This window comes from Frankia sp. CcI49 (assembly GCF_001983215.1).
Classification (GTDB): domain Bacteria; phylum Actinomycetota; class Actinomycetes; order Frankiales; family Frankiaceae; genus Parafrankia; species Parafrankia irregularis.
In genome coordinates, this window is the sequence record NZ_MOWP01000007.1 from 238,362 (window position 1) to 258,134 (window position 19,773).

General features: G+C 69.2%; 21 protein-coding genes. 8 read left to right on the forward strand and 13 right to left on the reverse strand.

Translation table 11 applies throughout. The annotated features are described in order from the left end of the window. Positions 1-48: 48 nt before the first annotated feature. The 6 genes from CcI49_RS07400 to CcI49_RS07425 form a co-directional block, all read right to left on the reverse strand. Positions 49-906, reverse strand: a complete 858-nt coding sequence (locus CcI49_RS07400) for an SDR family NAD(P)-dependent oxidoreductase (protein ID WP_076825234.1) — start codon at positions 904-906, stop codon at positions 49-51. Between the two features lie 121 nt (positions 907-1,027). Then, on the reverse strand, positions 1,028-2,137 hold the full coding sequence (locus CcI49_RS07405) for a dihydrodipicolinate reductase (protein ID WP_076825316.1): 1,110 nt from the start codon (positions 2,135-2,137) through the stop codon (positions 1,028-1,030). Beyond that, positions 2,134-2,955 carry an SDR family oxidoreductase gene (locus CcI49_RS07410; RefSeq protein WP_063793090.1) on the reverse strand — a complete coding sequence of 274 codons (822 nt, stop codon included), beginning with the start codon at positions 2,953-2,955 and terminating at the stop codon, positions 2,134-2,136. Before CcI49_RS07410 ends, CcI49_RS07405 begins: the two co-directional genes overlap by 4 nt. Before the next feature lie 84 nt (positions 2,956-3,039). Then, the gene (locus CcI49_RS07415) at positions 3,040-4,095 is read right to left on the reverse strand and encodes a dihydrodipicolinate reductase (protein WP_054566814.1); all 1,056 of its coding nucleotides are present in this window, start codon (positions 4,093-4,095) and stop codon (positions 3,040-3,042) included. Further along, complete coding sequence (locus CcI49_RS07420) at positions 4,092-4,817, reverse strand: TetR/AcrR family transcriptional regulator (RefSeq protein ID WP_076825236.1); 726 nt, start codon at positions 4,815-4,817, stop codon at positions 4,092-4,094. The genes CcI49_RS07415 and CcI49_RS07420 overlap by 4 nt, the downstream gene beginning before the upstream one ends. Further along, a complete protein-coding gene (locus tag CcI49_RS07425; protein WP_054566816.1) occupies positions 4,814-5,884 on the reverse strand; it encodes a dihydrodipicolinate reductase in 1,071 nt (356 codons plus the stop codon). The genes CcI49_RS07420 and CcI49_RS07425 overlap by 4 nt, the downstream gene beginning before the upstream one ends. Before the next feature lie 450 nt (positions 5,885-6,334). On the opposite strand from CcI49_RS07425, the gene acpP reads away from it, so the two are divergent. Continuing rightward, the gene (acpP, locus tag CcI49_RS07430; RefSeq protein WP_054566817.1) at positions 6,335-6,571 is read left to right on the forward strand and encodes an acyl carrier protein; all 237 of its coding nucleotides are present in this window, start codon (positions 6,335-6,337) and stop codon (positions 6,569-6,571) included. Positions 6,572-6,981: 410 nt separating this feature from the next. On the opposite strand, the gene CcI49_RS07435 is transcribed toward acpP, so the two are convergent. Continuing rightward, on the reverse strand, positions 6,982-7,497 hold the full coding sequence (locus tag CcI49_RS07435) for a hypothetical protein (protein WP_054566818.1): 516 nt from the start codon (positions 7,495-7,497) through the stop codon (positions 6,982-6,984). A gap of 10 nt (positions 7,498-7,507) precedes the next feature. After that, positions 7,508-8,086, reverse strand: coding sequence for a CGNR zinc finger domain-containing protein (locus CcI49_RS07440; RefSeq protein ID WP_054566819.1), 579 nt, complete (start codon positions 8,084-8,086; stop codon positions 7,508-7,510). Between the two features lie 65 nt (positions 8,087-8,151). On the opposite strand from CcI49_RS07440, the gene CcI49_RS07445 reads away from it, so the two are divergent. Both CcI49_RS07445 and CcI49_RS07450 read left to right on the forward strand, forming a co-directional pair. Beyond that, entirely contained in the window at positions 8,152-8,958 is an 807-nt protein-coding gene (locus CcI49_RS07445) for an iron-containing redox enzyme family protein (protein ID WP_076825318.1), read from the forward strand. Further along, complete coding sequence (locus CcI49_RS07450) at positions 8,924-9,874, forward strand: EamA family transporter (protein ID WP_054566820.1); 951 nt, start codon at positions 8,924-8,926, stop codon at positions 9,872-9,874. Before CcI49_RS07445 ends, CcI49_RS07450 begins: the two co-directional genes overlap by 35 nt. Before the next feature lie 112 nt (positions 9,875-9,986). Here the strand turns inward: CcI49_RS07450 and CcI49_RS07455 are convergent, their stop codons facing one another. After that, positions 9,987-10,847: a polysaccharide deacetylase family protein gene (locus CcI49_RS07455; RefSeq protein ID WP_076825238.1), complete on the reverse strand. Its 861-nt coding sequence runs from the start codon at positions 10,845-10,847 to the stop codon at positions 9,987-9,989. Positions 10,848-11,182: 335 nt separating this feature from the next. Between CcI49_RS07455 and CcI49_RS07460 the strand changes: the two genes are divergently transcribed. From CcI49_RS07460 to CcI49_RS07480, 5 genes are all read left to right on the forward strand, one after another. Then, positions 11,183-12,460 carry a YncE family protein gene (locus CcI49_RS07460; protein ID WP_076825321.1) on the forward strand — a complete coding sequence of 426 codons (1,278 nt, stop codon included), beginning with the start codon at positions 11,183-11,185 and terminating at the stop codon, positions 12,458-12,460. Between the two features lie 226 nt (positions 12,461-12,686). Further along, positions 12,687-13,046 (forward strand): type II toxin-antitoxin system PemK/MazF family toxin, encoded by a 360-nt coding sequence (locus CcI49_RS07465; protein ID WP_054566822.1) that lies wholly within the window; start codon positions 12,687-12,689, stop codon positions 13,044-13,046. A gap of 466 nt (positions 13,047-13,512) precedes the next feature. Further along, positions 13,513-13,710 (forward strand): ribbon-helix-helix protein, CopG family, encoded by a 198-nt coding sequence (locus CcI49_RS07470; RefSeq protein ID WP_006541402.1) that lies wholly within the window; start codon positions 13,513-13,515, stop codon positions 13,708-13,710. Next, positions 13,707-14,087, forward strand: a complete 381-nt coding sequence (locus CcI49_RS07475; protein WP_076825240.1) for a type II toxin-antitoxin system death-on-curing family toxin — start codon at positions 13,707-13,709, stop codon at positions 14,085-14,087. Before CcI49_RS07470 ends, CcI49_RS07475 begins: the two co-directional genes overlap by 4 nt. A 608-nt stretch (positions 14,088-14,695) precedes the next feature. Next, positions 14,696-15,085, forward strand: a complete 390-nt coding sequence (locus CcI49_RS07480; protein WP_054566824.1) for a VOC family protein — start codon at positions 14,696-14,698, stop codon at positions 15,083-15,085. 40 nt (positions 15,086-15,125) lie between these two features. Here CcI49_RS07480 and CcI49_RS07485 read toward each other — a convergent pair whose 3' ends face one another. The 4 genes from CcI49_RS07485 to CcI49_RS07500 form a co-directional block, all read right to left on the reverse strand. Continuing rightward, positions 15,126-16,043 (reverse strand): hypothetical protein, encoded by a 918-nt coding sequence (locus CcI49_RS07485; RefSeq protein ID WP_054566825.1) that lies wholly within the window; start codon positions 16,041-16,043, stop codon positions 15,126-15,128. Further along, on the reverse strand, positions 16,033-16,560 hold the full coding sequence (locus tag CcI49_RS07490) for a nuclear transport factor 2 family protein (protein WP_241839944.1): 528 nt from the start codon (positions 16,558-16,560) through the stop codon (positions 16,033-16,035). The genes CcI49_RS07485 and CcI49_RS07490 overlap by 11 nt, the downstream gene beginning before the upstream one ends. A 3-nt stretch (positions 16,561-16,563) precedes the next feature. After that, entirely contained in the window at positions 16,564-17,280 is a 717-nt protein-coding gene (locus tag CcI49_RS07495; protein ID WP_076825244.1) for a CoA transferase, read from the reverse strand. Between the two features lie 103 nt (positions 17,281-17,383). Then, positions 17,384-18,484: a phosphotransferase gene (locus CcI49_RS07500; RefSeq protein ID WP_076825323.1), complete on the reverse strand. Its 1,101-nt coding sequence runs from the start codon at positions 18,482-18,484 to the stop codon at positions 17,384-17,386. Positions 18,485-19,773 lie beyond the last annotated feature (1,289 nt).

Consider the following 19,773-nt stretch of genomic DNA (forward strand, 5'->3'; position numbering starts at 1 on the left):
TCTCCTCGAGGTCTTCGTCGCCGTGGGCCCGGTCCTGTGGGCCCGGTCCTACCGGGCCTGCCGCTCGGGCGGGCGGGCCGAGGTCTCCATGAGCGCCCGCCAGGTCAGGGTGACCTCGCCGCGCGGCATCGCCAGCGACCGGGTGGTGATCCACTCGTCGAGGGGCTTGGACCAGGTCACCGGCCCGTTCGGCAGCCCGTCGTACAGCGACGTGGCCACCGTCTCCGGCTCGGCCGGGTTGAACAGGCCGTTGCGCATCCGGTCGAGCAGATCCTCCGAGTCGGCCCGGTTGCACAGTTCCGGGTCGAGGGTGTCCTTGAAGGCGTTGAAGTTCGGCGACGCGGTCGCACCGACGAGCATCGCGGTGACATCCACACCGTGGTCGCCGAGCTCGCCCCACAGCGACTCGGCGAGGATCCACTCGAAGGCCTTGCCCGCGTTGTAGGTGGCGCTGGTGACGGCGCCCTGCGTGCCGCCGGTGGAGCTGACCAGGGAGATCCCACCCCGGCCGCGCGCCACCATCTTCGGCGCGAACAGGTTGAGCAGGATGATCGGCGTCGCGCAGTTCGCCTGCACCGACCGCAGCTGCAGCTCGAGCGGATGGGTGAGGAACAGCCCGATCGGCGCCACCGCCGCGTTGTACACGAACAGTCCGACCTCCAGATCGTCCGTCGCCGCGGCCACGATCTCGCCGATCTTCGGATCGGTCAGGTCCGCGGCTAACTCGCGCACCTCCACGCCGTGTGTCGCCCGCACCTCCGCGGCGGTCGCGGCAAGCGTCTCGGCACCGCGGGCGTTCATCACGACGTTCAGCCCACGGGCCGCCGCCTCCAGGGAAAGCGCCCGGCCGATGCCCATCGACGCGCCGGCGATGAAGGCCCACGGCCCGTACTTGTCCTTGAACATGCTTCTCCCACCATTCGGTCGGCGCCGACGAGCGGCGCGCTGATGCCCTGCAGGCTGGTGCTCCGCAGGCTGGTGCGGTCCACGTTGATGCTCCGCAGGCTGGAATGAGGACGCGGCGGCGTCAGGACCGCACGACAGTGGCCGGCTCGGGCCGGACGAGACCCACCGGGCGCACAAGCGGCAGGTCCAGGTGGGTGTGGATCCCGGGCGGGGCGGCGCAGACGGCCGGGATCGCGTTGACGGCGTTCATCGCCGTCCACACCCGGCCCCAGTAACCCTCGTCCCCGGTCGGGTGCCTGCGGGACGGTTCGAGGGTGAGGGTTGTCGACGGCTCGCCCTCGATGCTCACCGAGTACTTGACGGTGCCGTAGCCCCAGTTCGGCTCCAGGTCGTCGGACATCTTCCAGAAGCTGCGGAACACGATGACGGGCCGGCCGCCGGCCAGGGCGATCCACTCGTGGCGCATGCCCCCGACGGTTCCGGCGGGGATCTCGCCCGACCGCACGGCCAGGTCCGTCTTCGCCACCGCGACGTCGAAGTCCGTCACGTACTCGTCGACGGTCACGCCCAGGCCCACGGCCAGCAGCGCCATCGACTCCCGGAAGATGTTCTCCATCGTGTGGATCAACGGGCTGGGGTTCCGGCGCGCGTCGTCGGGGTCACGGCCGAAGCCCAGCCCGTCGAAGTTCATCGCGTGCGACGGGTGCGGCGCGAGGTCCGCGACCTCCTGAACGGTGACCCGGTCGACGCGGGTGCACAGCCGAGCGACGGTCAGCGGCAGCAGGTCACCGGAGAAGCCCGGGTGGATGCCCGCGCCGAACAGGGAGCTGCCGCCGTCCCGGCAGGCCGCGGCGAGCCGCGCGACCGGCTCCTGGTTCGCGAGCCCGGCCGGGAACACCCAGCCCGTCGGCGTGACGATGCTCTTGCCCGACCGCAGGATCCGGCACATCTCGTCGACGTCCGCGTACAGCGGCGCGTAGTTCACGCAGTCCGCATCCAACGCGAGGACGTCGTCGACGGAGCCGGTCGCCGCGACGCCGACGGGGTCGATCCCCGCGAGCGTCCCCGCGTCGACCCCTACCTTCTCCGCGCTGGTGACGTAGACCCCGACCAGCTCGTAGCCCGGGGTGTCGACGATGTGCCGGATCGAGATCCGGCCGATCGAGCCCGTCGCCCACTGGATGACCCGGTAGGCGCGCCCGGGTAAGCCGGTTTCGGTTGAGGTGCTCATGACAGCCACTGACCTCCGTTGACCGCGAGATGCTGGCCAGTGATGACGCTGGCCAGGTCGGACGCGAGGAACAGCACCGCTCCGGCGCACTGGTCCGGCGACGGGACGATCCCCAGCGGCATCTCCGTGGCCTTCGTCCTGAGCCACGCCTCGACGCTCGTGCCCGCCGTCGCCGCAGCGCCGGCTCCCAGGCGCTCCAGGTTCTCCCCGAGAACCGGGCCGAGGAAGACCCCGTTCACCCGGACACCCCAGCCGCCGACCTCCAGCGCCAGCGTGCGGGCCAGCGCCGCGAGCGCCGACTTCGACGTCGAATAGGCGCCCATCGTGGCCGGCGTGCGCACCGCCGCGCCCGAGTTGACGAGGATGACCGAGCCGCCGCCGCGCTCTCTCATGACCGGCACCGCCGCCTGCACGAGGTGCAGCGCGCCGAACAGGTTGACGTCGAAGATGCCCCGCCACACGTCCGGATCGGCGGTCATGACGGGCTGCCAGTCACCTTCGTGATGGCCGTTCTGCACGAGGATGTCGACGCCGCCGAACCGCTCGACGGCCGCGGCGACGAGGCGCTGGCAGGCGCCCGCGTCGGTGATGTCCGTGGGCACGGACAGCGGTTCCCGGCCGAGTGCCCTGATCTCGGCGGCCACCGCCGCCAGCCGGTCCGCCCGCCGCGCCGCGAGCACCACATCCACACCCGACCGGGCGAATCCCAGCGCGATGCTGCGCCCCATGCCCGGCCCGATCCCGGTCACCACCGCGACCTTCCCGGCGCCGAACAGGGAGGGGCCTTCCCCACCTGCCAGGCCATCAGTACCGGTCATCTCGCCCTCCTCCATGAGGTCCCTGCGTCGGATGGCGCGGCGGCCGGTCGCTCCGCCGCCCCCTGGGGGTCGCGTCAAAGAGCGTCAAAGGCCCACGGCGACGGCTGTCACCAGGGGCAGCGTCGCGACGGTGGCGATCCCCGGCGGCGCGGCGCAGACCGCGGGGATGGCGTTCACGGCGGGCATCGCAGTCATGATCATGCCTAGGCCCATGTAGTTCGGTTCCGACCAGTCCGGCGGCGGGAGGACCTGGAACTGCGACCGGACCGCGGGCAGCCCGTCGATCTCGACGAAGTAGCCGTGGCCGACCTCCCACGGCGGCTCCCGGTGCGGGCCCATCACCCACAGGACGCGGCACTCGACGAACGGTTTCCCGCCGCGCGTTCCCGTCCAGGCGGCGCGCACGCCCGAGACGGTGCCTTTCGGGATCGCCATGAAACCCAGGTCGGCGTCCTCGGTCGCGACGGCGAACTCCGCGTCGAAGACGATGTCGTCGAGCTCGGCGCCCAGCGCGTCGGCCATGACGGCCACCGCGTCGGCGAACACCGATGTGGCCCGCCGGGCGCGCGCCGGCAGGTCGGGGGTGTCGATGGGGAGCCCGAAGCCGATGGACCCCTGCGTTTCGGCCGACTCGTACCCGCTCGCGTCCACGGACTCCGTCACGCGTATGCGGTCGACCCGCTGGCAGATCCCGGCGCTGACGAGCCCGAAGAGGTTCGCGAAGCCAGGATTCACCCCGGAGCCGAACAAGGTGGCGCCACCGTCGAGAGCGGCCCGCTCCAGCCTGGAGCGCCGCCGTGCGCCGAGGTGGTCACCGGTGATGAACTCGGCGGTCGTCGAGACGTTGACGCCGGCCTCGAGGAGGCGGCACACCTGGTCATCGTCGAAGTGCATGGGGGAGTAGCTGACGCAGTCCGGGCGGGTGGCCAACAGGGTGTCGATGTCGTCTGTCGCCAACACTCCGGCTGGTTGCCCCCCGGCCAGGACGCCGGCGTCGACGCCGACCTTGTCCGGGCTGTGCGCGTAGCAGCCGACGAGCTCCAGACGGGGGTCCGCCGCGATGGCGCGCAGCGCTCGCCGGCCCACGTTCCCGGTCGTCCACTGGACCACGCGAAGCGGTGCGGTCGACGGCACCGTCATGAGGCATCTCCTGCCAGGTGTTCGCCTGCGGGGGTTGCGCCTGCGGGGGTCGCGCCCGCGGGGGGCGCGCCCGAGGGAGCCACGCCGGGGCCGGGCTCCAGGTGCGCGGCGAGCAGGTCGACGAGCGCGGCGCGCTCGCGGGACGTGTCGAGCGGCTCGCGGGTGGCCAGCTGGGCGAAGACGAGCCCACGCAGCGCCGCCCAGAGCAGGTGACCGACGGCTCTCGCGTCGCCGTGGTGCTGTCGTTCGGCGATCAGCTCCTCGCCGAGGCGCGTCAGCTCGGCCGCGACCAGGGCGAAGTGCTCCCCCGTCTCCGCGTCGCGCTGGCTGCGCGTCGCGACGGCGATCTCCAGACTGGCGCGCGAAGCAGGTGTGCAGAACGCGGCCCAGGCGGCCTCGACGAGCGCGCTGACCTGGTCGCGGACGGAGCCCATCGGGACCCCGAGCGTGGCCATGCGCCGGCGCAGCTCCTCGAAGCTCGCGTCGACGACGGCGGTCAGCAGGCCGTCACGGTCTCCGAAGTGGTACTGGATCACGCCCCAGGTGACGCCCGCCCGCTCGGCGATGTGCTTGGCGCTGGCGGCGGCGAAGCCCTCCTCGACGACACAGCGCACGGTCTCATCCATGATCAGGGCGCGGGTCCGCTCGGCACGCTCCTGCGCGCCGCTCGCCGGCCGGGTCGGCGCGATCGACCCGCCGCGACGCGTGCCGCGCGACGTCACGGCATCAGGCCGTGGGCCTGGGCGACCGGCAGGTCGGACAGGTGGGTGAGCCCCGGGGGTGCCGCGCAGACCGCGGGGATCGCGTTCACGGCCTTGGCCGCCGTCGCGATGACGCCGGCCATGTTGTGATCGGTGCTCTCGTCACCGACATGAGTGTTGATCTCGACGCCGGGCACGCCCCTGACCACGACCCGGTGCACGCCTGGGCGCCCGTCGGGCGGGAACGGCCACTCGGGTGCGGCCTGGGCGGTCAGCCGGTTCACGTGCTCCATGACGATCGCGGGACGTCCGTGCACGATGCCCTCGACGGCGAAACGGGCGGCGGCGACCTGGCCCGGCTCGACGGTCATCATCGTGCAGGTGATGGTCTCGGTGGCCGTCCAGGTCTCGTGGCGCTCGCGGAGCTCCTCGACCTGCACCCCGAGGCGGTCGGCCAGCAGCCGGATCGGTCCGCCCCAGATCGACGCGAGCACACCGGGCAGGAACAGGGCGGGCACGGTGTCGGGCGTGGCGCCGAAGCCGAAGCTCGCTCCGGTGAACTCGGCGTCGTCGTACGTGCCGTAGTCGAAGATCTCCTGTACCAGGATCTCATCGGCCCGTTCGGTCAGGCTCAGCGCCGCGAGCGGCAGGAGATCACCGGAGAAACCGGGGTCGATGCCGTTCACGAACATGGTGGTGCCCCCGGCCGTGCAGGCCGCCTCGATCGGCTCGCGCAGCCAGGCATCGGCGTGGGGCGGATAGACGAGCCACACCAGGGACGTCGCGACGACGTTGGTGCCCGCGGCGAGGAAGGCCGTGATGTCCGCGAGGGCGGCCTGCGGGCGGGTCTCCGCCTGCGACGTGTAGACGACGCAGTCGGCCTTCAACGCCAGCAGCGCCTCCAGATCGTCCGTCGCGGTGACACCCGTGGCGGTGTCGAGACCGCAGAGATCGGCCGCGTCCCGGCCGATCTTGTCGGGGCTGCTGGCGTGTACTCCCACCAGTTCCAGCCCGGGCCGGTTGATGATCGAACGTAAGGAGTGACGACCGACGTTCCCGGTGGAGAACTGGATCACGCGCAGCGACATGGAAGCTCCCGACTGTGCGAGCCGACGACCTCCGAGTGGGTCGACGACCTCCGACCCGAGGCATCATAAACTCCTTAATGGTTTCGCTGTCCAGTGGTCGCCGGCGGATCCCGACATGACGACGAGAGCAGGATGGGCCCGGCACAGTCGGGTGTCCGCCTCCTTCTGGGCGCCGTGCACCGGACGCCGTGCACCGGACGCCGTGCACCGGACGCCGTGCACCGGACGCCGTGCGCCGGGCGCCGTGCGCCGTGGAGGCCCGACGGTCCGGGTGGCATGGGGTGCCGACGAGGTCCGCGACAACCTGCGCGGCCGTGCCTGGCGGGACGGACCTCCGTGTGGTGAAGATCACCAGGCCAGGAGTGGACAGTGGAGTTCACGGCGTGGGCCGATCGGAGATCATGCGGGTTCTGTCCGTTTCCAATGCACGCCCGAGCAGGAGGCCGCGGAATGTCCACCGTTGAGGAGCGCGTAAAGAGCGTCGTCGCGGAGCAGCTGAACGTCGAGCTAACGGAGGTGACCAACAACGCGTCCTTCGTCGATGACCTGGGGGCGGACTCCCTGGACCTTGTCGAGCTGGGTGTGGCCCTGGAAGAGGAATTCCAGCTCGGTATTTCCGACGAGGATGCCGAGGGGATCAACACCGTGCAGAACGCCATCGACTGGATCAGGGCGCGCCGGCCGTAGGAGCGCGGTCGGGCTGTCGACGCGATCCGCCGGAGCTGGTGCTGGTGGAAATTGTCACGAAGGAACCTGCGGGGTCTCCGTCTGCGCCGGAAGCGCAGGTGAGAATCGTGGTGTTCGTGACCACTACTCCGGCGGAATCCGTGAAGCTGCTCGAGGCAGGTTCTTCGAACCGAACCAACAGCTCGCGCCGAGGATATGGAGGACGTGGAAGTCGGCGCACCACTGCCTGACAGACGGCAGCGACCGCTGCCGGGGCGCGATGTGGGAGATCCTGACCGTGGCCGCGACCAGGCGGTCGGCATTTGTGCCGCTGGGGCGGTGCGTCGAGAAGTCAGGCCGGACAATCAGGCCGGAAGGTCAGGCCGGTGACTGGGCCAGGATTCGCGTCCTTACGCCGCGACCGGTTCGTCTCAGTCGACCGTCGGCGTGAAGGAGCGCCGCAGACGTCGGTGGCGATGCGCGAACACCTTGGACACGACCGAGGCCAGCGTGGCGTCGAGACCGGGAAGGCGGGCGAGAGGTTGCCGCAGCTCGAAGGTGACCCGGTCGTGGACCACGGTCCGGGTACCGGCGTTGCCCGGTTCGAGGGTCCGCTCGTGCTCCCACCGCCGCATCGACAGCATCGTCGAAGTCTCGAGGAACCGCCGGCCCGGCTCGCATTCGGCGATGACGAGGTTGTCGTAGTCGAACGGGAGGAATCCGAGCAGCAGCAGCCAGCTTCGGCCGGCCTTGCCCCCCACTGGCAGGTCGTCGAGGGTGGCCCCGCGCAGCAATCGCGGGACCGTCATCCGAATCCACGGCCTGAGCTCGTCGTTCACTCCCTCGATTCGGCTTGCCCGAGCCCACACCTGGGCCGCCGTGGCGGGGACCTCGCTCCGCCGCTCGACGACCTGTACGCCCTGCTCCTTCCGGCGGCCACTGGTCATCCCATGATCCTCAAGGCAGGCTACTGCGGCGGTGCGACCGGACGCCGCGGAGAGACGCCGGGTCCGCCATCTCCGCTGCCGTGGCGCGATGGCGTGCCACGGCAGCCGTGTTCGCGCATCGCACAGAGCAGTAGCTGCGTCGGCCGTTGCGAGACACGTCAACGAACGCCATCTCGCACCTCGCGCGTTCGCATCGCCCGAGTCGGCCCGCGCCGCCACCGCAGATCACCTGAGCCAACCCCGCGCACGTGATCGCCTTGATCCGCGCGACAACGCCAGAATCGGGAAGCCGATAATGCAGGTGCGGACGTCCGTCATGCGCGGATATATACGGCGAGCCGGTTGCTTCCGCCAGCAGGTCATTGACCAGATCGTAGAGCCGGTGGTCCGCCGGCAGGCCGAAACACGCGTCCAGTCGGTCGGCCCAGCGCAGCAGATCCGTCCGCGCGGCATCGTTGTCGAGCTCCGCCTCGACCACCGCATGGCCCCGCAGAACCGCCCGCACCAGATGCGCGGGCGCATTCCTCTCGAGATTTGCCAGGTCAGCCGCCAGATGAGCCCCGTGCATACTGTAATGGTTGAATTGCACCTTGTCATTCCAGCACTCTCGGAGGAGCCATGCAAGACGCGCCTACCGCCAGAGAGGCTGAGTCCATGACGGTGATGCACGCGACGCCTGTGAGCATCCTGAGGGAAGAGATCGAGAAGATGGCCAGCTCCGTCTTCCGGCACGAGGCACTGCGGAACGACTTCTATGAGAGGTGGACGACCCGTTCCCTGCCGGCGGAAGAAGTCAGGGTGTTCGCCGTCGAATACCTGACCAGAACCATCAGGACGAGCGAGATAGTAGCGCTGTCCGTGGTGAATACGGCGGACCGTGCCGCGCGGACAGAATGCGTGAAAAATCTGTTCTCCGAATATGGTGGAGGTGATCCAGAGAAAGTTCATCTCACCCTTCTCGAGAACTTTCTCGCGGATCTTCTCGGGCGGGTCTCGGGGTATTCGGTGACGATCGATGAGCTGTACCACGAGTCGCCCCTGCCCAGCACCCTGGCCTTCAGCTCCGGGCAGCGCGCGCTCTTCACATCGGCGGACCAGCGGGTTGTCCAGGGTGCCCTGCTGGCGCAGGAATGGCTGGCGTACTCGATGATGGTGAGGCTGTACGAGGGCTTTCGCAACTACAAGAGCTACTACAGCTCCGAAGAGGAGTTTCACGAGCACTGCGAGTACTTCTACGTCCACATCGGAGAGGCGGAGAAGGAACATCGGATCCAGGCTGTCGAGTCCGCCGCCCACGTGTGCACCGACCCCACGGACCTTGCCCGGGTCCAGGTCGGGTTCGACGGCTTCCTCGACCTGACCGTGGAGTACTGGCGCGGCGTGGAAGCGCGTATGCGCGCGGCGGGGGGCCTGGAGTTCCGAGCCCATGCGAACGCGGTACCTGCCGCTCGGGCCCGCTAGCGACGCCGGCCCGCGGGACCCGAGCCGTGACCCGGAACACCGCCACCAGGCCGGTGCCCGGGGCCGGTGGGTGCCCGCAGGCCTCGTGCTCGCCCAGGTCCTGAGCCTGCAGTGCGGCGCCGCGGCGGCCAAGAACCTGTTCCCCGCCGTGGGCACCACCGCGACCGTCCTGATGCGCCTGTGGTTCGCCGCGCTGCTCCTGCTCGCCCTGGCACGGCCCAGCCTTCGGGTCACCTGTGCCAGGGGTATACGCCCGATAGCCGCACTGGGATGCGTACTCGCGGCCATGAACATGGCGTACTTCCAGGCCGTCGCGCACCTACCCCTCGGCATCGCGGCCGTCCTGGAACTGCTCGGGCCACTCGCGGTGGCGACCGTCATGTCGCGGAGTCGGGCAGACGCCCTCGCGGCGGTACTGGCCCTCGGCGGAATCACCCTGATCGCCCTTCCCCACGGAGCTGGGGTCACCGCCGCCGGCCTGACACTGGGCCTGCTCGCGGCGATCCTGCGTGCCTCCTACGTCCTGCTGGCCGGGCACATCGGACGCACGACCGCAGACCTGTCAGGTCTCGCCGTCGCCCTCCTCGTCGGCGCTTGCGTCTTCACCCCGTTCGCCCTGGCCTTCGGGCACGTCCACCGCCTCGGCGACCCGAGGAACCTGGCCCTGGGCCTGCTGGTCGCGGTCCTCTCCTCGGCGCTGCCCTACACACTTGACGTCCACACGCTGCGGAGAACCAGCGCCAGGGTCTTCGGCGTCCTGCTCTGCCTGGGGCCCGCGGTCGGCGCCGTCGTCGGCTATCTCCTGCTGGGGGAGCAGCTCAGCCCGCGGCAGGTGATCGCGGTTCTGCTCATAACGACAGCCACCCTTGTGGTCTCCCGTCCAAAGGAGGCCACTCACCGCACTCCACCGCCGTGAAGACCAAACAGAGATCCGCCAGCTCGCATACACCGTGCGCCATGTCGCGCAGAACGAACCGCCCCGGGTTACCCGGAGGCTGGCTGGTTTGAGGGAAGTGCGTTGCGTCGGGTCAGATGAGGAGGTCGTGTACCCGGACCGGGGTGAGTCCGGCTGTGCGTAGGTTCGCGACGATTCTGGGAAACGCGCTGACGGTGCCCGGGTACCCGAAGTGCATGCTCACGATCGAGCCCGGCCTGGTGTCGGCGCGGATGCGGGCGACGACGGCGTCGGCTCCCGGGGAGGTGTAGTCGAGCGGGTCGACGTCGAAGTCGACGACCGTGCGGTAACCGGCGGCGCCGGCCTCGGCGAGGATCAGCGGGGTGGCGGTGCTCGTGCCGGAAGGCCGGAAGTAGCGGCCCTGGGTCGGGGCGAGCCGGGCGAGGACGTCCCGGCAGCCGGCGATCTCGGTGGCCACCTGATCGGCGGGCAGCGCGGTCAGCGTCGGGTGGGTGAGGGTGTGGTTCGCCAGTTCATGACCGGCCGCCAGGATCGTCGGGACGAGATCGCGATGGCCGTCCAGCCACTGGCCGACCGCGAACACCGTGATCGGCACGGAGAGCCGGGCGGCGTCGGCGAGCAGCTGGTGGGCCAGTGCGAGATCCTGGCCGGCCTCGTGCGGACCGAGATGGAAGGTGAGCGCGACCCGGGGCCGGTCCCGCGGGCCGTGGGTGATCGCAGTCGCGGGCCCTCCCGGCACCAGCCCCGGGCCGGTCAGGTCCGACGCCGCGGAGGGTGCCGCCGTGCCGGTCTCCGCGGTGCCGAAGGCCGCGGTGGAAGCCTGCGGGGCGGGCGACGGTGAGGCTGACGCCGCCGGATGCGGCCCTCCGCCGGCACAGGCCGCGAGGCCGCCGGCGGCGGCTGCGGCCGCCGCGGCGCCGGATGCGGCCAGGAAGCGGCGGCGGGAGAGGCCGTGGTCGCATATCTCGGTCATAGCGGAGGCTGCTCGACGTGGCCCGCGGTCATCGGGTGCGACGGTAGCCGGGAAAATCCGGTCCGGTTCCTGGCCACAGTCGGTGTTCCCTTCCGTAAGTCCCGAAGGCGTCCGGCTTCGCTCGCCGAATCCGTCCCCAGTATTCCGTGGCGGGATGTGAGAGCTATGAGACGGGCGAGGAATCGAGGCACATCCACCTCCACTCCCCCGGCCGAAATGGGAGTGCCTGAGCCCAGCGCATCCGGCGTGGCTAGGCTGACCCCGTGCCGGACCGAGCCTCCTCCCATCGTCGGCGAACAACGAACAGATTTCGTCGTTGGGATCCGAGGGTGTTGTTGTTGACGGTGACGCTGGTCGTCGCGGTACTCGCCCTTGGTCTCTACCTGGCCACCGATATCGGGCGTGGCTCGAATGCGCAGGCCACCGCCGTCAGAGCCACCGCCGATGCCACTGCCGGCGCCTCGCACCCAGGGATGTCGCACCCGGGGACGGGCGGTCCGGCGAGCCCCTCCGGTGCCGCCGGTGGCGGTGGCGTCCCGGCTGCCGACGTCTACTCCCAGGCCCGCGCGGGGATGCTGAGCCCGGCCGTGCGCGACGACCCGCCGCTGGTCTACGTGCCGAACCTGCGCGACGGCACGGTCACCGTGATCGACCAGCGCACCCTGCGGGTGGTGGAGAGCTACCGCACCGGCCGTGCGCCGCAGCACGTCGTCCCGTCCTGGGATCTGCGGACCCTGTGGGTGAACAACAACCAGGGCAACAGCCTGTCGCCGATCGACCCGCGCACCGGGCGGCTGTCCGGGCCCGCGGTGCCCGTCGCCGACCCGTACAACCTGTACTTCACGCCCGACGGGGCCAACGCGATGGTCATCGCGGAGGCGAACCACGAAATCGACTTCCGTGATCCGCACACGTTCGCGCTGCGGCACAGCCTCGACGTGGGCAGCGACTGCGCGGGCGTGAACCATGTCGACTTCTCCGTCGACGGTTCCTACGCGATCGCCACCTGTGAGTTCGCCGGCCGGCTCGTCAAGATCGACCTCGCCCACCAGAGCGTCCTCGGCTACCTCGACCTCGGCCGGGAGGCGGCACCGCAGGACATCAAGATCGACCCGGCCGGCGGGGTCTGGTACGTCGCCGACATGAACTCCGACGGAGTCCACCTCATCGACGGGGACAACTTCACCAAGGTCGGTTTCGTGCACACCGGGCCGGAGACCCACGGGCTCTACCCGAGCCGCGACGGCCGGTTCCTCTACGTCGCCAACCGCGGCGGGCAGATGCAGTCGATGAAACCGCCGTTCCCGCACGCCGGAACACAGGGCTCGGTCTCGGTCATCTCCTTCGCCACCCGCGCGGTGGTGGCCAACTGGCCGATCCCCGGCGGGGGAACCCCGGACATGGGCAACGTCAACGCCGACGGCACCCGCCTGTGGCTCGCCGGTCGGCGCAGCGATGTCGTCTACGTGTTCGACACCGGCGGCGGGAACGGCGCGGATCCGACCACCGGCAGGCTCCTCACCGAGATCCCCGTCGGGCACGAACCGCACGGCCTCACGGTCTGGCCGCAACCCGGGCGCTATTCCCTGGGCCACACCGGAATCATGCGCTGATCCCGCGCCCACCGGGCAGCTCGTCCCGGCGACGGCGGTCCGTGCTCAACGGAGGGGGCGGGCCGGACCGCGGGTGAGTCCCATCGGAGCTGGGAGTTTCGGCGACCGGACGATCGTCGTAGTGATGTGATGGCAGTCGGTGAGGGAGATCCGGGCGTGGCTGACGACCGATGCGTGCTCTGCGCGGTCGTGCGGGGTGCGCCCGCCGTCCCGTGTAGGAGGACACATGGAACGCGGCGAAGTCTGGTGGGTGGACTTCGATGAGCGGCGACCGGTCGTTCTGCTCTCGGGAGAGGAGCCCGGTGGGTTCCGGGCCATACAGGTCGTCGCTCCAGCGAACATCGAGATCAGCGGCGTGGCTGTCGAGGTGGCAGTAGGCGCCCCCGAGGGACTGCCCCTGGGCGGTGTCCTGCGAGTCGCGCTCCCACGCCCAGGCCTCGTTCCTTGCACATGGCTGGTCACCCTGACCAGGGCAGACCTGATCGAGAAGGCCGGAAGCCTGTCGCCCGCGAAGCTCGGCGAGCTCGACGAAGCTTTTCGTCTCAGTGGCCTGGAGCAGGTGGACGCTGCGGGAGCCGATGGTTGATGCTCGTAGAGCCGATGGCAGGTCGCTACGGGTCCATTGGTCGCGGAGGTCGTCGATCCAGCGCCAGAGGGGCTCGACGGAACATCAGCCGACACACGCCGATCAACTTCTCAGACCCACCGGGACTTCTCAGACCACTTCTCGGCTCCCACGGAGCTTCTCATGATCCCTAGGGAACGGACAGTTAGTCGGCCTCGGCGTGCCTCTGACCGCGATCCTGACGCCTGGTAACTCTTTATTCACCGTGGAGTGGGACTGTCCACGCGCTCGCAGGTCCGCCAGTCAGCGTTCGATCTGTGCCCGGTGGACGTCACGTCCGCCGGACACGTCGCCCGTCCACGCGAAGATCCGGCGGTCCGGCTACGCAGGCGACGTGAACGCCAGGAGGATCGGATAGGAACCGGTCGCCGCGACCACGGTACGGGTCCGGCGACGGTATCAATGGTGATACCGTTGGGTGGTGGCGATGACACTGCGCTTGACGGATGACGAGGCAGAGGCTCTGCGTCTGCGTTCGGAGTTGGAACAGCGGTCGATGCAGGAGATCGCCCGGGAGGCGATCCGGGAGTACATCGAGGCGCACAGCCGGGCGGAGTTGCTGGATCAGGTGCTGGACGAGGAGCTTCCGCGGTATGCGGAGGCGCTCCGTCGGCTTGGCGAATGATCTATCTGACGCTTCGCGAACTGCTGTACATCGCCGAGCGGGCCATCGGCTCCGAACCGGTGGTCAGGGACCATGGCCTGCTCGAATCCGCTCTCGCGCGCCCACGGGCGACGGTGTTCGGCCGTGACGCCTATCCCACTCCTGACGGCAAGGTCGCCGCGCTCCTGCATTCGCTGGCTCGTAACGATGCCCTCGTCGATGGGAACAAGCGGCTCGCTCTTGCCGGTCTGATCGCTTTCTACGGTGTCAACGGCCGCCGCCTGACGCTGACCAACGATGAGGCCTACGACCTCGTCGTGAGTGTCGCCTCCGGCGCCCAGGACTCCGTCGAGGACATCGCCGGGATCCTTGAAGGGGCGACCCGGAGTCGTCGGTGAGGACCTGGACATGTCTTGTCGCATCGGGCTCTGCTCCTGCCCGTATCGACGACGAGGGCCGCATCCAAAACGTGACGACACTGCCCATGGCCGTCGCGTACACCAGCGTGCCTACCCTGGGGTTCCTCGGTCCGCTCTGGTGGCCAATGGCCGCTGTGATCAGTGGCGTACGGCGGGCCCTCTTCTGCCGTCAGTCGTCAGTGCCGTGCGCGAACTCGTTCCCGCAGATCACGACCTTGATCGCGAGCTTGGGTGCACCCAACCAGCACCGCAGTCCGTCATCCACCACCACGGCGATCAAGGCATGACTTGTCAGTTGACTGTCAAGTATTGACTTGCCGGTCGGCTGGTGGATAACAATCAACGCACATCACCGCGAGGAGGCGTTGACGTGCCGCGAGCAATCGTGTTCAACGGTGACGGCGCACCGGCCTGGGCGGACCGCCGCGTGCCTGGGCAGGGTGCGGTCCGCGCGTCGCTGCGGGTCACCTGAAGGCCGAGGACGCCACGGCGGCCCGCCCGCGCCGCCGTGGCGACGTGAACACGACCAGCTGGTCGTCCCCAGCGGCATTTTCCGAGCCATCGGTCGAGATTTTCGGAGGAATGGAATGGCGGTAGCGCGAGTCGAGGTGGGCCTCGTCAGCGCCGACGATGCGCTGGCGACCTTCTACGCCACGGTCTTCGAGCTCGAGCAGCTCCCGGTGATCAAGTCGGAGACAGGCGTCGTCCATCGCCTCCAGGCACCCGGCACAGCCATCAAGGTGATGGTTCCTGTACAGCCACCGGCCGCCGCCGACCCGCCCTCGCTCTTCGTCGGCGCGACCGGCATTCAGTACCTCACCCTTTATGTTGACGACCTGGACAAGATTCTTGCGTGTGTGCCCGATGCCGGAGGCCATCTGCTGCAGGGCCCCCTAACCTTCGGCCCGGGCATACGCGTCGCGGTCTTTCGTGACCCGGACGGCAACGCCTTCGAGGTCGTCGAGGGTGCTTCCTAGCGATTCACGCCAAGGGCCGTCCGCTCGCCGACGTCCGGGCTCACCGCCGCAGCGCCCGGACATCAGCGAGCGGGAAGAACTCCTGGTTCTCGCCCCATCCCCGCTGGTCGTCCCAGTGCCAGTCGGTGAGGGTCCAGTAGGCGAGACGGCCTGGCCAGCCGAACCACCGCAGGAACGTGCGGACCTCACCCGCGGCACGCAGCTCCCGGCCGTGCTCGTCAACGGCCTCCAGCTCGACGCGGGCCGGGGCGTCGCCGCGCCGTTCGACCACCCGCCGGGTACCGCTCACGAGGTCACCCACGACCCCGTCCCGGAACAGGTAGCCGTCCCGGACGATCTCGACCCCGGGCCGGTCGGTCGCGCCGGTGATCGCGTGCCAGTGCGCATCGGGGGACGCGATCGCCCACAGGTAGTCGCCGGCCCGGGTGGCGCCCGGCCGGTGCGGCCCCCAGGTACGGTCCCGCAGCGCGAAGCAGTCGACGTCGAGGCGCTCCCCGTGCAGCACCAGGGATCCGGTACACCGGCCGGGCTGGTCGAAGTGGCGGGCGCCGCTCACGATCGACGTGGGATCCTCACGGAGCTCGTGCGGCGCCATCAGCGCCGACCATTCGAGGTCGAGCTCCAGCCCGAGGTTCGCGTACGACAGCCGGTAACGCCGCATCGGGTCGAGGACCTCGTGTCGCAGGCTGTTCGGCAGTTCGAGCTTGCGGAGATCGGCGTTCTCCATCGTGGGCTGGAGCCACCGCCAGTCGTAGAAAAGGCAGTCGTAGGTCTCCGCGCCGCTGGGGTCCCAGACAGCCGGCCCTCCGCCGGGGACACCGGTGCGGGGATCGAAGAAGAAATAGACGAACCCGATCAGGTTCCGTTCGGGGACTGAGAAATGGAACCAGACGCTTTCCCGCCAGTACGGATCTGCGTCGTTGCGGTGGAACGCCTCGTCGCTGACGTCAAGAGTCACCGTTTACTCCCGGGTGTGCGTCGCCCGGCCATGTGATGTCCAGGCGCAGTCGGGTGAGGGTCAGCGTGGCGATTCGCCATCGGCCCTTCTCCCACCGGTACGTCTCGTGGTAATGGCCCCGGCCCAGAATGCTCTTCCAGCCCTCACGCGGATGTCTGTCCGCCCACTCGATGACGTCCTGCATGGCCCAGATGCCGGTGGCGTGCCGCTCGTCGACAACCTCGACCTCGCCGGTGAGGCCCTGGTGGCAGGAGACGGCGTCGGTCAGACTGGACCGGAGGCTGGCCGCGTAGTTCGCGCCGCCCTTCATCCAGACGTCCCCATTTGGGGTGATGACCTGCATGTCCGCCGTGAAGACCGTCGCCAGATCGTCCCAGAGCTTCGAGTCCATGTAGCGGAAGTAGCGGGCCTTGAGGTTGCGGATCTCCTCGATTGCTTCCAGCCGGTCGAGCCGGTCCATGCACGCCTCGTCTCCCCGCGGGTGGTGATCCTGCCGGATATCGGTGCTGGGGCCCATCGGCTATCCCTTCACGGTGCCCGAGGCGACCAGGGCGGCGCGGGCGTCCGCGTCGAAACCGATGTCCTCGAGTACCTCGGCGGTGTGCTGTCCCAGCCCGGGGATGCCGGGGCGCCCCGAGGGACGTGCGGCCGGCCCGATACCGAACGGGCAGCCGGGCGTTTCGGTGCGTCCGCGGGCGCCCCAGTCGTAGCTGGCGATCCGGCCGGTCTGCCGGGCGATGGGGTCGTCGAGGACGCGGGCGACAAGCCGCACCCGGTCGACCTCCTCGACGAGCTCGGCGGGCACGCCGGCGGCGTGCAGCCGGCGCACCCACGCGCCGGCCGGCTCGGTGCGGAACACCTCCTCCAGGAGGATCTCGGCTTCCTGAGGCTCGCCGCCCACCAGCCGCAGCGGCGGCGGGGACGTGGGCAGGCCGGGTGCGGCGGCCGTCCGCCGGAGGCGTTCCCAGGCGGCGTGGTCCGGCACCGCCAGGGCGAACCACTGCCCGTCTCGTGCCTGGTAGATGCGGTAGGCGGCGCCGTAGCCGGTCTGCTCGCCGTCCAGCACCGGCCCGCCGGCCACCGTGTCGCCCGTGACGTGGGCACCTGCCTTGAGTGCCAGGCCGGAGCCCAGCAGCGAGGTGGACACCGACTGCCCGGGCCCGGCCACGTCCGCGGTCCCGGCTCCGGGGGGCCGGAACCCCGGGTCGGGGCGGGTATGGGCGGTGCCGGTGTCCATGGCGGTACTCCATATTCTTCGTAGGAGCGTTTGAACCGGAACTTTCGAGTGTGCGTTCACTCTGTACGGGGGCCGTGCCGCGTCCGCACCGGAGCGCCCGGGGTCAACGTTCGATGGCGGCCAGGGCCTGTTCGGCGTCCAGATCGACGAACGCGGCGGCGAAACGCTCGGCAAGAGCCGTCGACACCTCCCGTCTCTGATAGCCGTCGGTGCCGAGGGTCGACAGCCAGATCGTCAGCCCGTAGGAGGCGGATGCCCGGTAGCGCAGCCAGGCGTCATCCAGGGTCGGTCTGGTCTCCTCCGGGACGTCCAGTGCGGCGAGGTACTCCCGGAGGAGATCCACCTCGGCGCGACGCCGGTCCTCGATCGTGAGCGAGCCCACCAGGAAGTAGCCGACGTCCTGCGGCCACGCGCCGCGGCGCAGGACCTGCCAGTCGAGGAAGCCCACCTCGTCGCCGGGAAGCACATATGTGTTGCCGATGTGGGCGTCGGCATGCAGCAGTGTCACCGGCTCGCGGCCGAGCGTGGCGACGTAGCGCGCCCACAGGTCGACGTGGGCGTCACCGCCGCGCGCCGTCACCGCCGCGGGGAGGCTGCCGGCACCGCGTTCCAGGCCTGCGGGCGTATAGGTCCGCAGGCCGGCCTGGAAACCCTCGGTCGGCGCCCACGTCTGTACCCACGCGAGCCGTGGCTCGGTCGCCGCGGAGAACCCCCAGTACCGACTGTGCAGCCGGGCCAGCCCACGCAACCCGTTCGCGACCTGGTCCACCGTCATCGGGCGGGTCGAGTCCCGCGGATCGGCACCCCGCCCGGTCACATCCTCCATGATGATCACGTAGTCCAGCCCGGGACGATCGATGATCACCCGGTAGGAGCGTGGATGATCGACGGGGATCGGGACGCCCGAGGCGAACAGCTCCGGCTCGTTGAAGAGGTTGCCGTTGCGGGCGTGCACCTCCCGGTGCACGCCCTCGGCTTTCAGGAAGACCCGGCTCGGGCCGGAACCGGCGGAGTAGGTGAGGTCGAAGCGTGCCCGCCGGTTGGTGCCGTCGTCCTGCTCCACCAGGACCGCACTCTCGACCGCGGCACCCGGGCAGTTCTCGGCGATGGCGGCCGTGAACCATGCCGCAGTCGCCTCCGTCCAGCTGGCGGGCACCCGTAATCGGCTCGGCCCCTCCGGCGCGCCGACATCCACAGACGACATGAAGATGAAGTATGTATTCACTCATCTAGCAGGTCAACCGCACGGAACCGCCACTGATCAGGCTGTTCGCGCACACCGCGTGCCTGCCCTGGGGTTCCTCGGGCCGGCCTGGTGGCCGATGGCCGCTGTGACCAGTGGCGTCCGGTGCGGCCGTCTACCACCGTCAGGATCGGCGCGCGAACTCGTTCTCACGGCACACGACCTTGATCGCGAGCCTGAGTGCACCCAACCAGCACTAATGCGAACCTAAACCTGCAGGTCAACGGCCCGACCGTGTCCGTCGAACCCGCTCACGCGAAGATTCGACGGGCAGGCTACGCCGGCAATGCGAACGCTAAGAACATCGGATAGGGACCGGTCGGTGCAGCTGGCAGCGTCTACCATCACACCGATCGTTGAGTGCGCTGGCCCACTGCTGTGGGGCATCGTCCCGCTTGGTCTCGCACCCGATCGATGAGCGGGACAACCGGTGTCGTGCTCCTCCTGGCGGGGTGTCGTCTACGGCCCCCCCATCCGAGAGTTGCTTCTCACGTCATGTAGAGTCTGTCTTGTAAGCGTGAGTCTAGGAGGATGGAGGTGGGAGGCATGGCCGATCCTCGATCGGAAGAGTCTGGCTCCCACGAGGTCGACCATCTAGTCCTCAGGCTGCGATCCATCGCAGAAGCGGTGGATCAGGCCCGTGTCGTGGGCATCGAGGCGAAAATTCCGGATTCGCTCTACCGTGCATGCCTCGACATCGTGCATCGAGGTGGAGGACCCTCAACAGGAACAAGAGGGTCGAACCGGGATCGAAAGGACACGGCCCAGACTCCTGCGCAAGAGTCTCCCTTCCGTGAAACTCGAGACTTCCCGAGGCCGTATCGGGCAGACGCAATCCCGCTTAGGAGACTGATCTGGGACGCGATCGACCCGGGGGAGGAGTTCACAGTGACCAAAGTCGCTGATCGACTCGCTGCCATGGGCGTCGATACGCCTGCGAACAAGATCTCAAATGCGCTTGGTTACTGGGTGTCGAGAAAGCGCCTGAGTCGGGTTCGTAAGGGCGTATATCTCTATCCGCTTCAGTCCGGAGGAGACCCGGTACAGGGCAAACCCGAGGGCGGCCGACCGGCTGAACCTCGCAATCCACCTACCCTGAGGAGGAACGAAACCCGTGGGTCGACACCGTTCGGACAGCAGGAGGCAGTGTAGGTTCAAGCCGCCTGAAGTTCTGAAGAAGCGAAAGGGCCCCATCTCACCAGGTTGCCGCCTGATGGGGGCCCCTCGCCACAGCAAGCCCATCTTGGCAG

Excerpts from the sequence above, each read along its gene's own strand:
- CcI49_RS07400 (WP_076825234.1), bottom strand. The coding sequence starts at position 906 with ATGTTCAAGGACAAGTACGGGCCGTGGGCCTTCATCGCCGGCGCGTCG.
- CcI49_RS07405 (WP_076825316.1), bottom strand. The coding sequence starts at position 2,137 with ATGAGCACCTCAACCGAAACCGGCTTACCCGGGCGCGCCTACCGGGTC.
- CcI49_RS07410 (WP_063793090.1), bottom strand. The coding sequence starts at position 2,955 with ATGACCGGTACTGATGGCCTGGCAGGTGGGGAAGGCCCCTCCCTGTTC.
- CcI49_RS07415 (WP_054566814.1), bottom strand. The coding sequence starts at position 4,095 with ATGACGGTGCCGTCGACCGCACCGCTTCGCGTGGTCCAGTGGACGACC.
- CcI49_RS07425 (WP_054566816.1), bottom strand. The coding sequence starts at position 5,884 with ATGTCGCTGCGCGTGATCCAGTTCTCCACCGGGAACGTCGGTCGTCAC.
- acpP (WP_054566817.1), top strand. The coding sequence starts at position 6,335 with ATGTCCACCGTTGAGGAGCGCGTAAAGAGCGTCGTCGCGGAGCAGCTG.
- CcI49_RS07435 (WP_054566818.1), bottom strand. The coding sequence starts at position 7,497 with ATGACCAGTGGCCGCCGGAAGGAGCAGGGCGTACAGGTCGTCGAGCGG.
- CcI49_RS07445 (WP_076825318.1), top strand. The coding sequence starts at position 8,152 with ATGACGGTGATGCACGCGACGCCTGTGAGCATCCTGAGGGAAGAGATC.
- CcI49_RS07450 (WP_054566820.1), top strand. The coding sequence starts at position 8,924 with ATGCGAACGCGGTACCTGCCGCTCGGGCCCGCTAGCGACGCCGGCCCG.
- CcI49_RS07455 (WP_076825238.1), bottom strand. The coding sequence starts at position 10,847 with ATGACCGAGATATGCGACCACGGCCTCTCCCGCCGCCGCTTCCTGGCC.
- CcI49_RS07465 (WP_054566822.1), top strand. The coding sequence starts at position 12,687 with ATGGAACGCGGCGAAGTCTGGTGGGTGGACTTCGATGAGCGGCGACCG.
- CcI49_RS07470 (WP_006541402.1), top strand. The coding sequence starts at position 13,513 with ATGACACTGCGCTTGACGGATGACGAGGCAGAGGCTCTGCGTCTGCGT.
- CcI49_RS07475 (WP_076825240.1), top strand. The coding sequence starts at position 13,707 with ATGATCTATCTGACGCTTCGCGAACTGCTGTACATCGCCGAGCGGGCC.
- CcI49_RS07480 (WP_054566824.1), top strand. The coding sequence starts at position 14,696 with ATGGCGGTAGCGCGAGTCGAGGTGGGCCTCGTCAGCGCCGACGATGCG.
- CcI49_RS07490 (WP_241839944.1), bottom strand. The coding sequence starts at position 16,560 with ATGGGCCCCAGCACCGATATCCGGCAGGATCACCACCCGCGGGGAGAC.
- CcI49_RS07495 (WP_076825244.1), bottom strand. The coding sequence starts at position 17,280 with ATGGACACCGGCACCGCCCATACCCGCCCCGACCCGGGGTTCCGGCCC.
- CcI49_RS07500 (WP_076825323.1), bottom strand. The coding sequence starts at position 18,484 with ATGTCGTCTGTGGATGTCGGCGCGCCGGAGGGGCCGAGCCGATTACGG.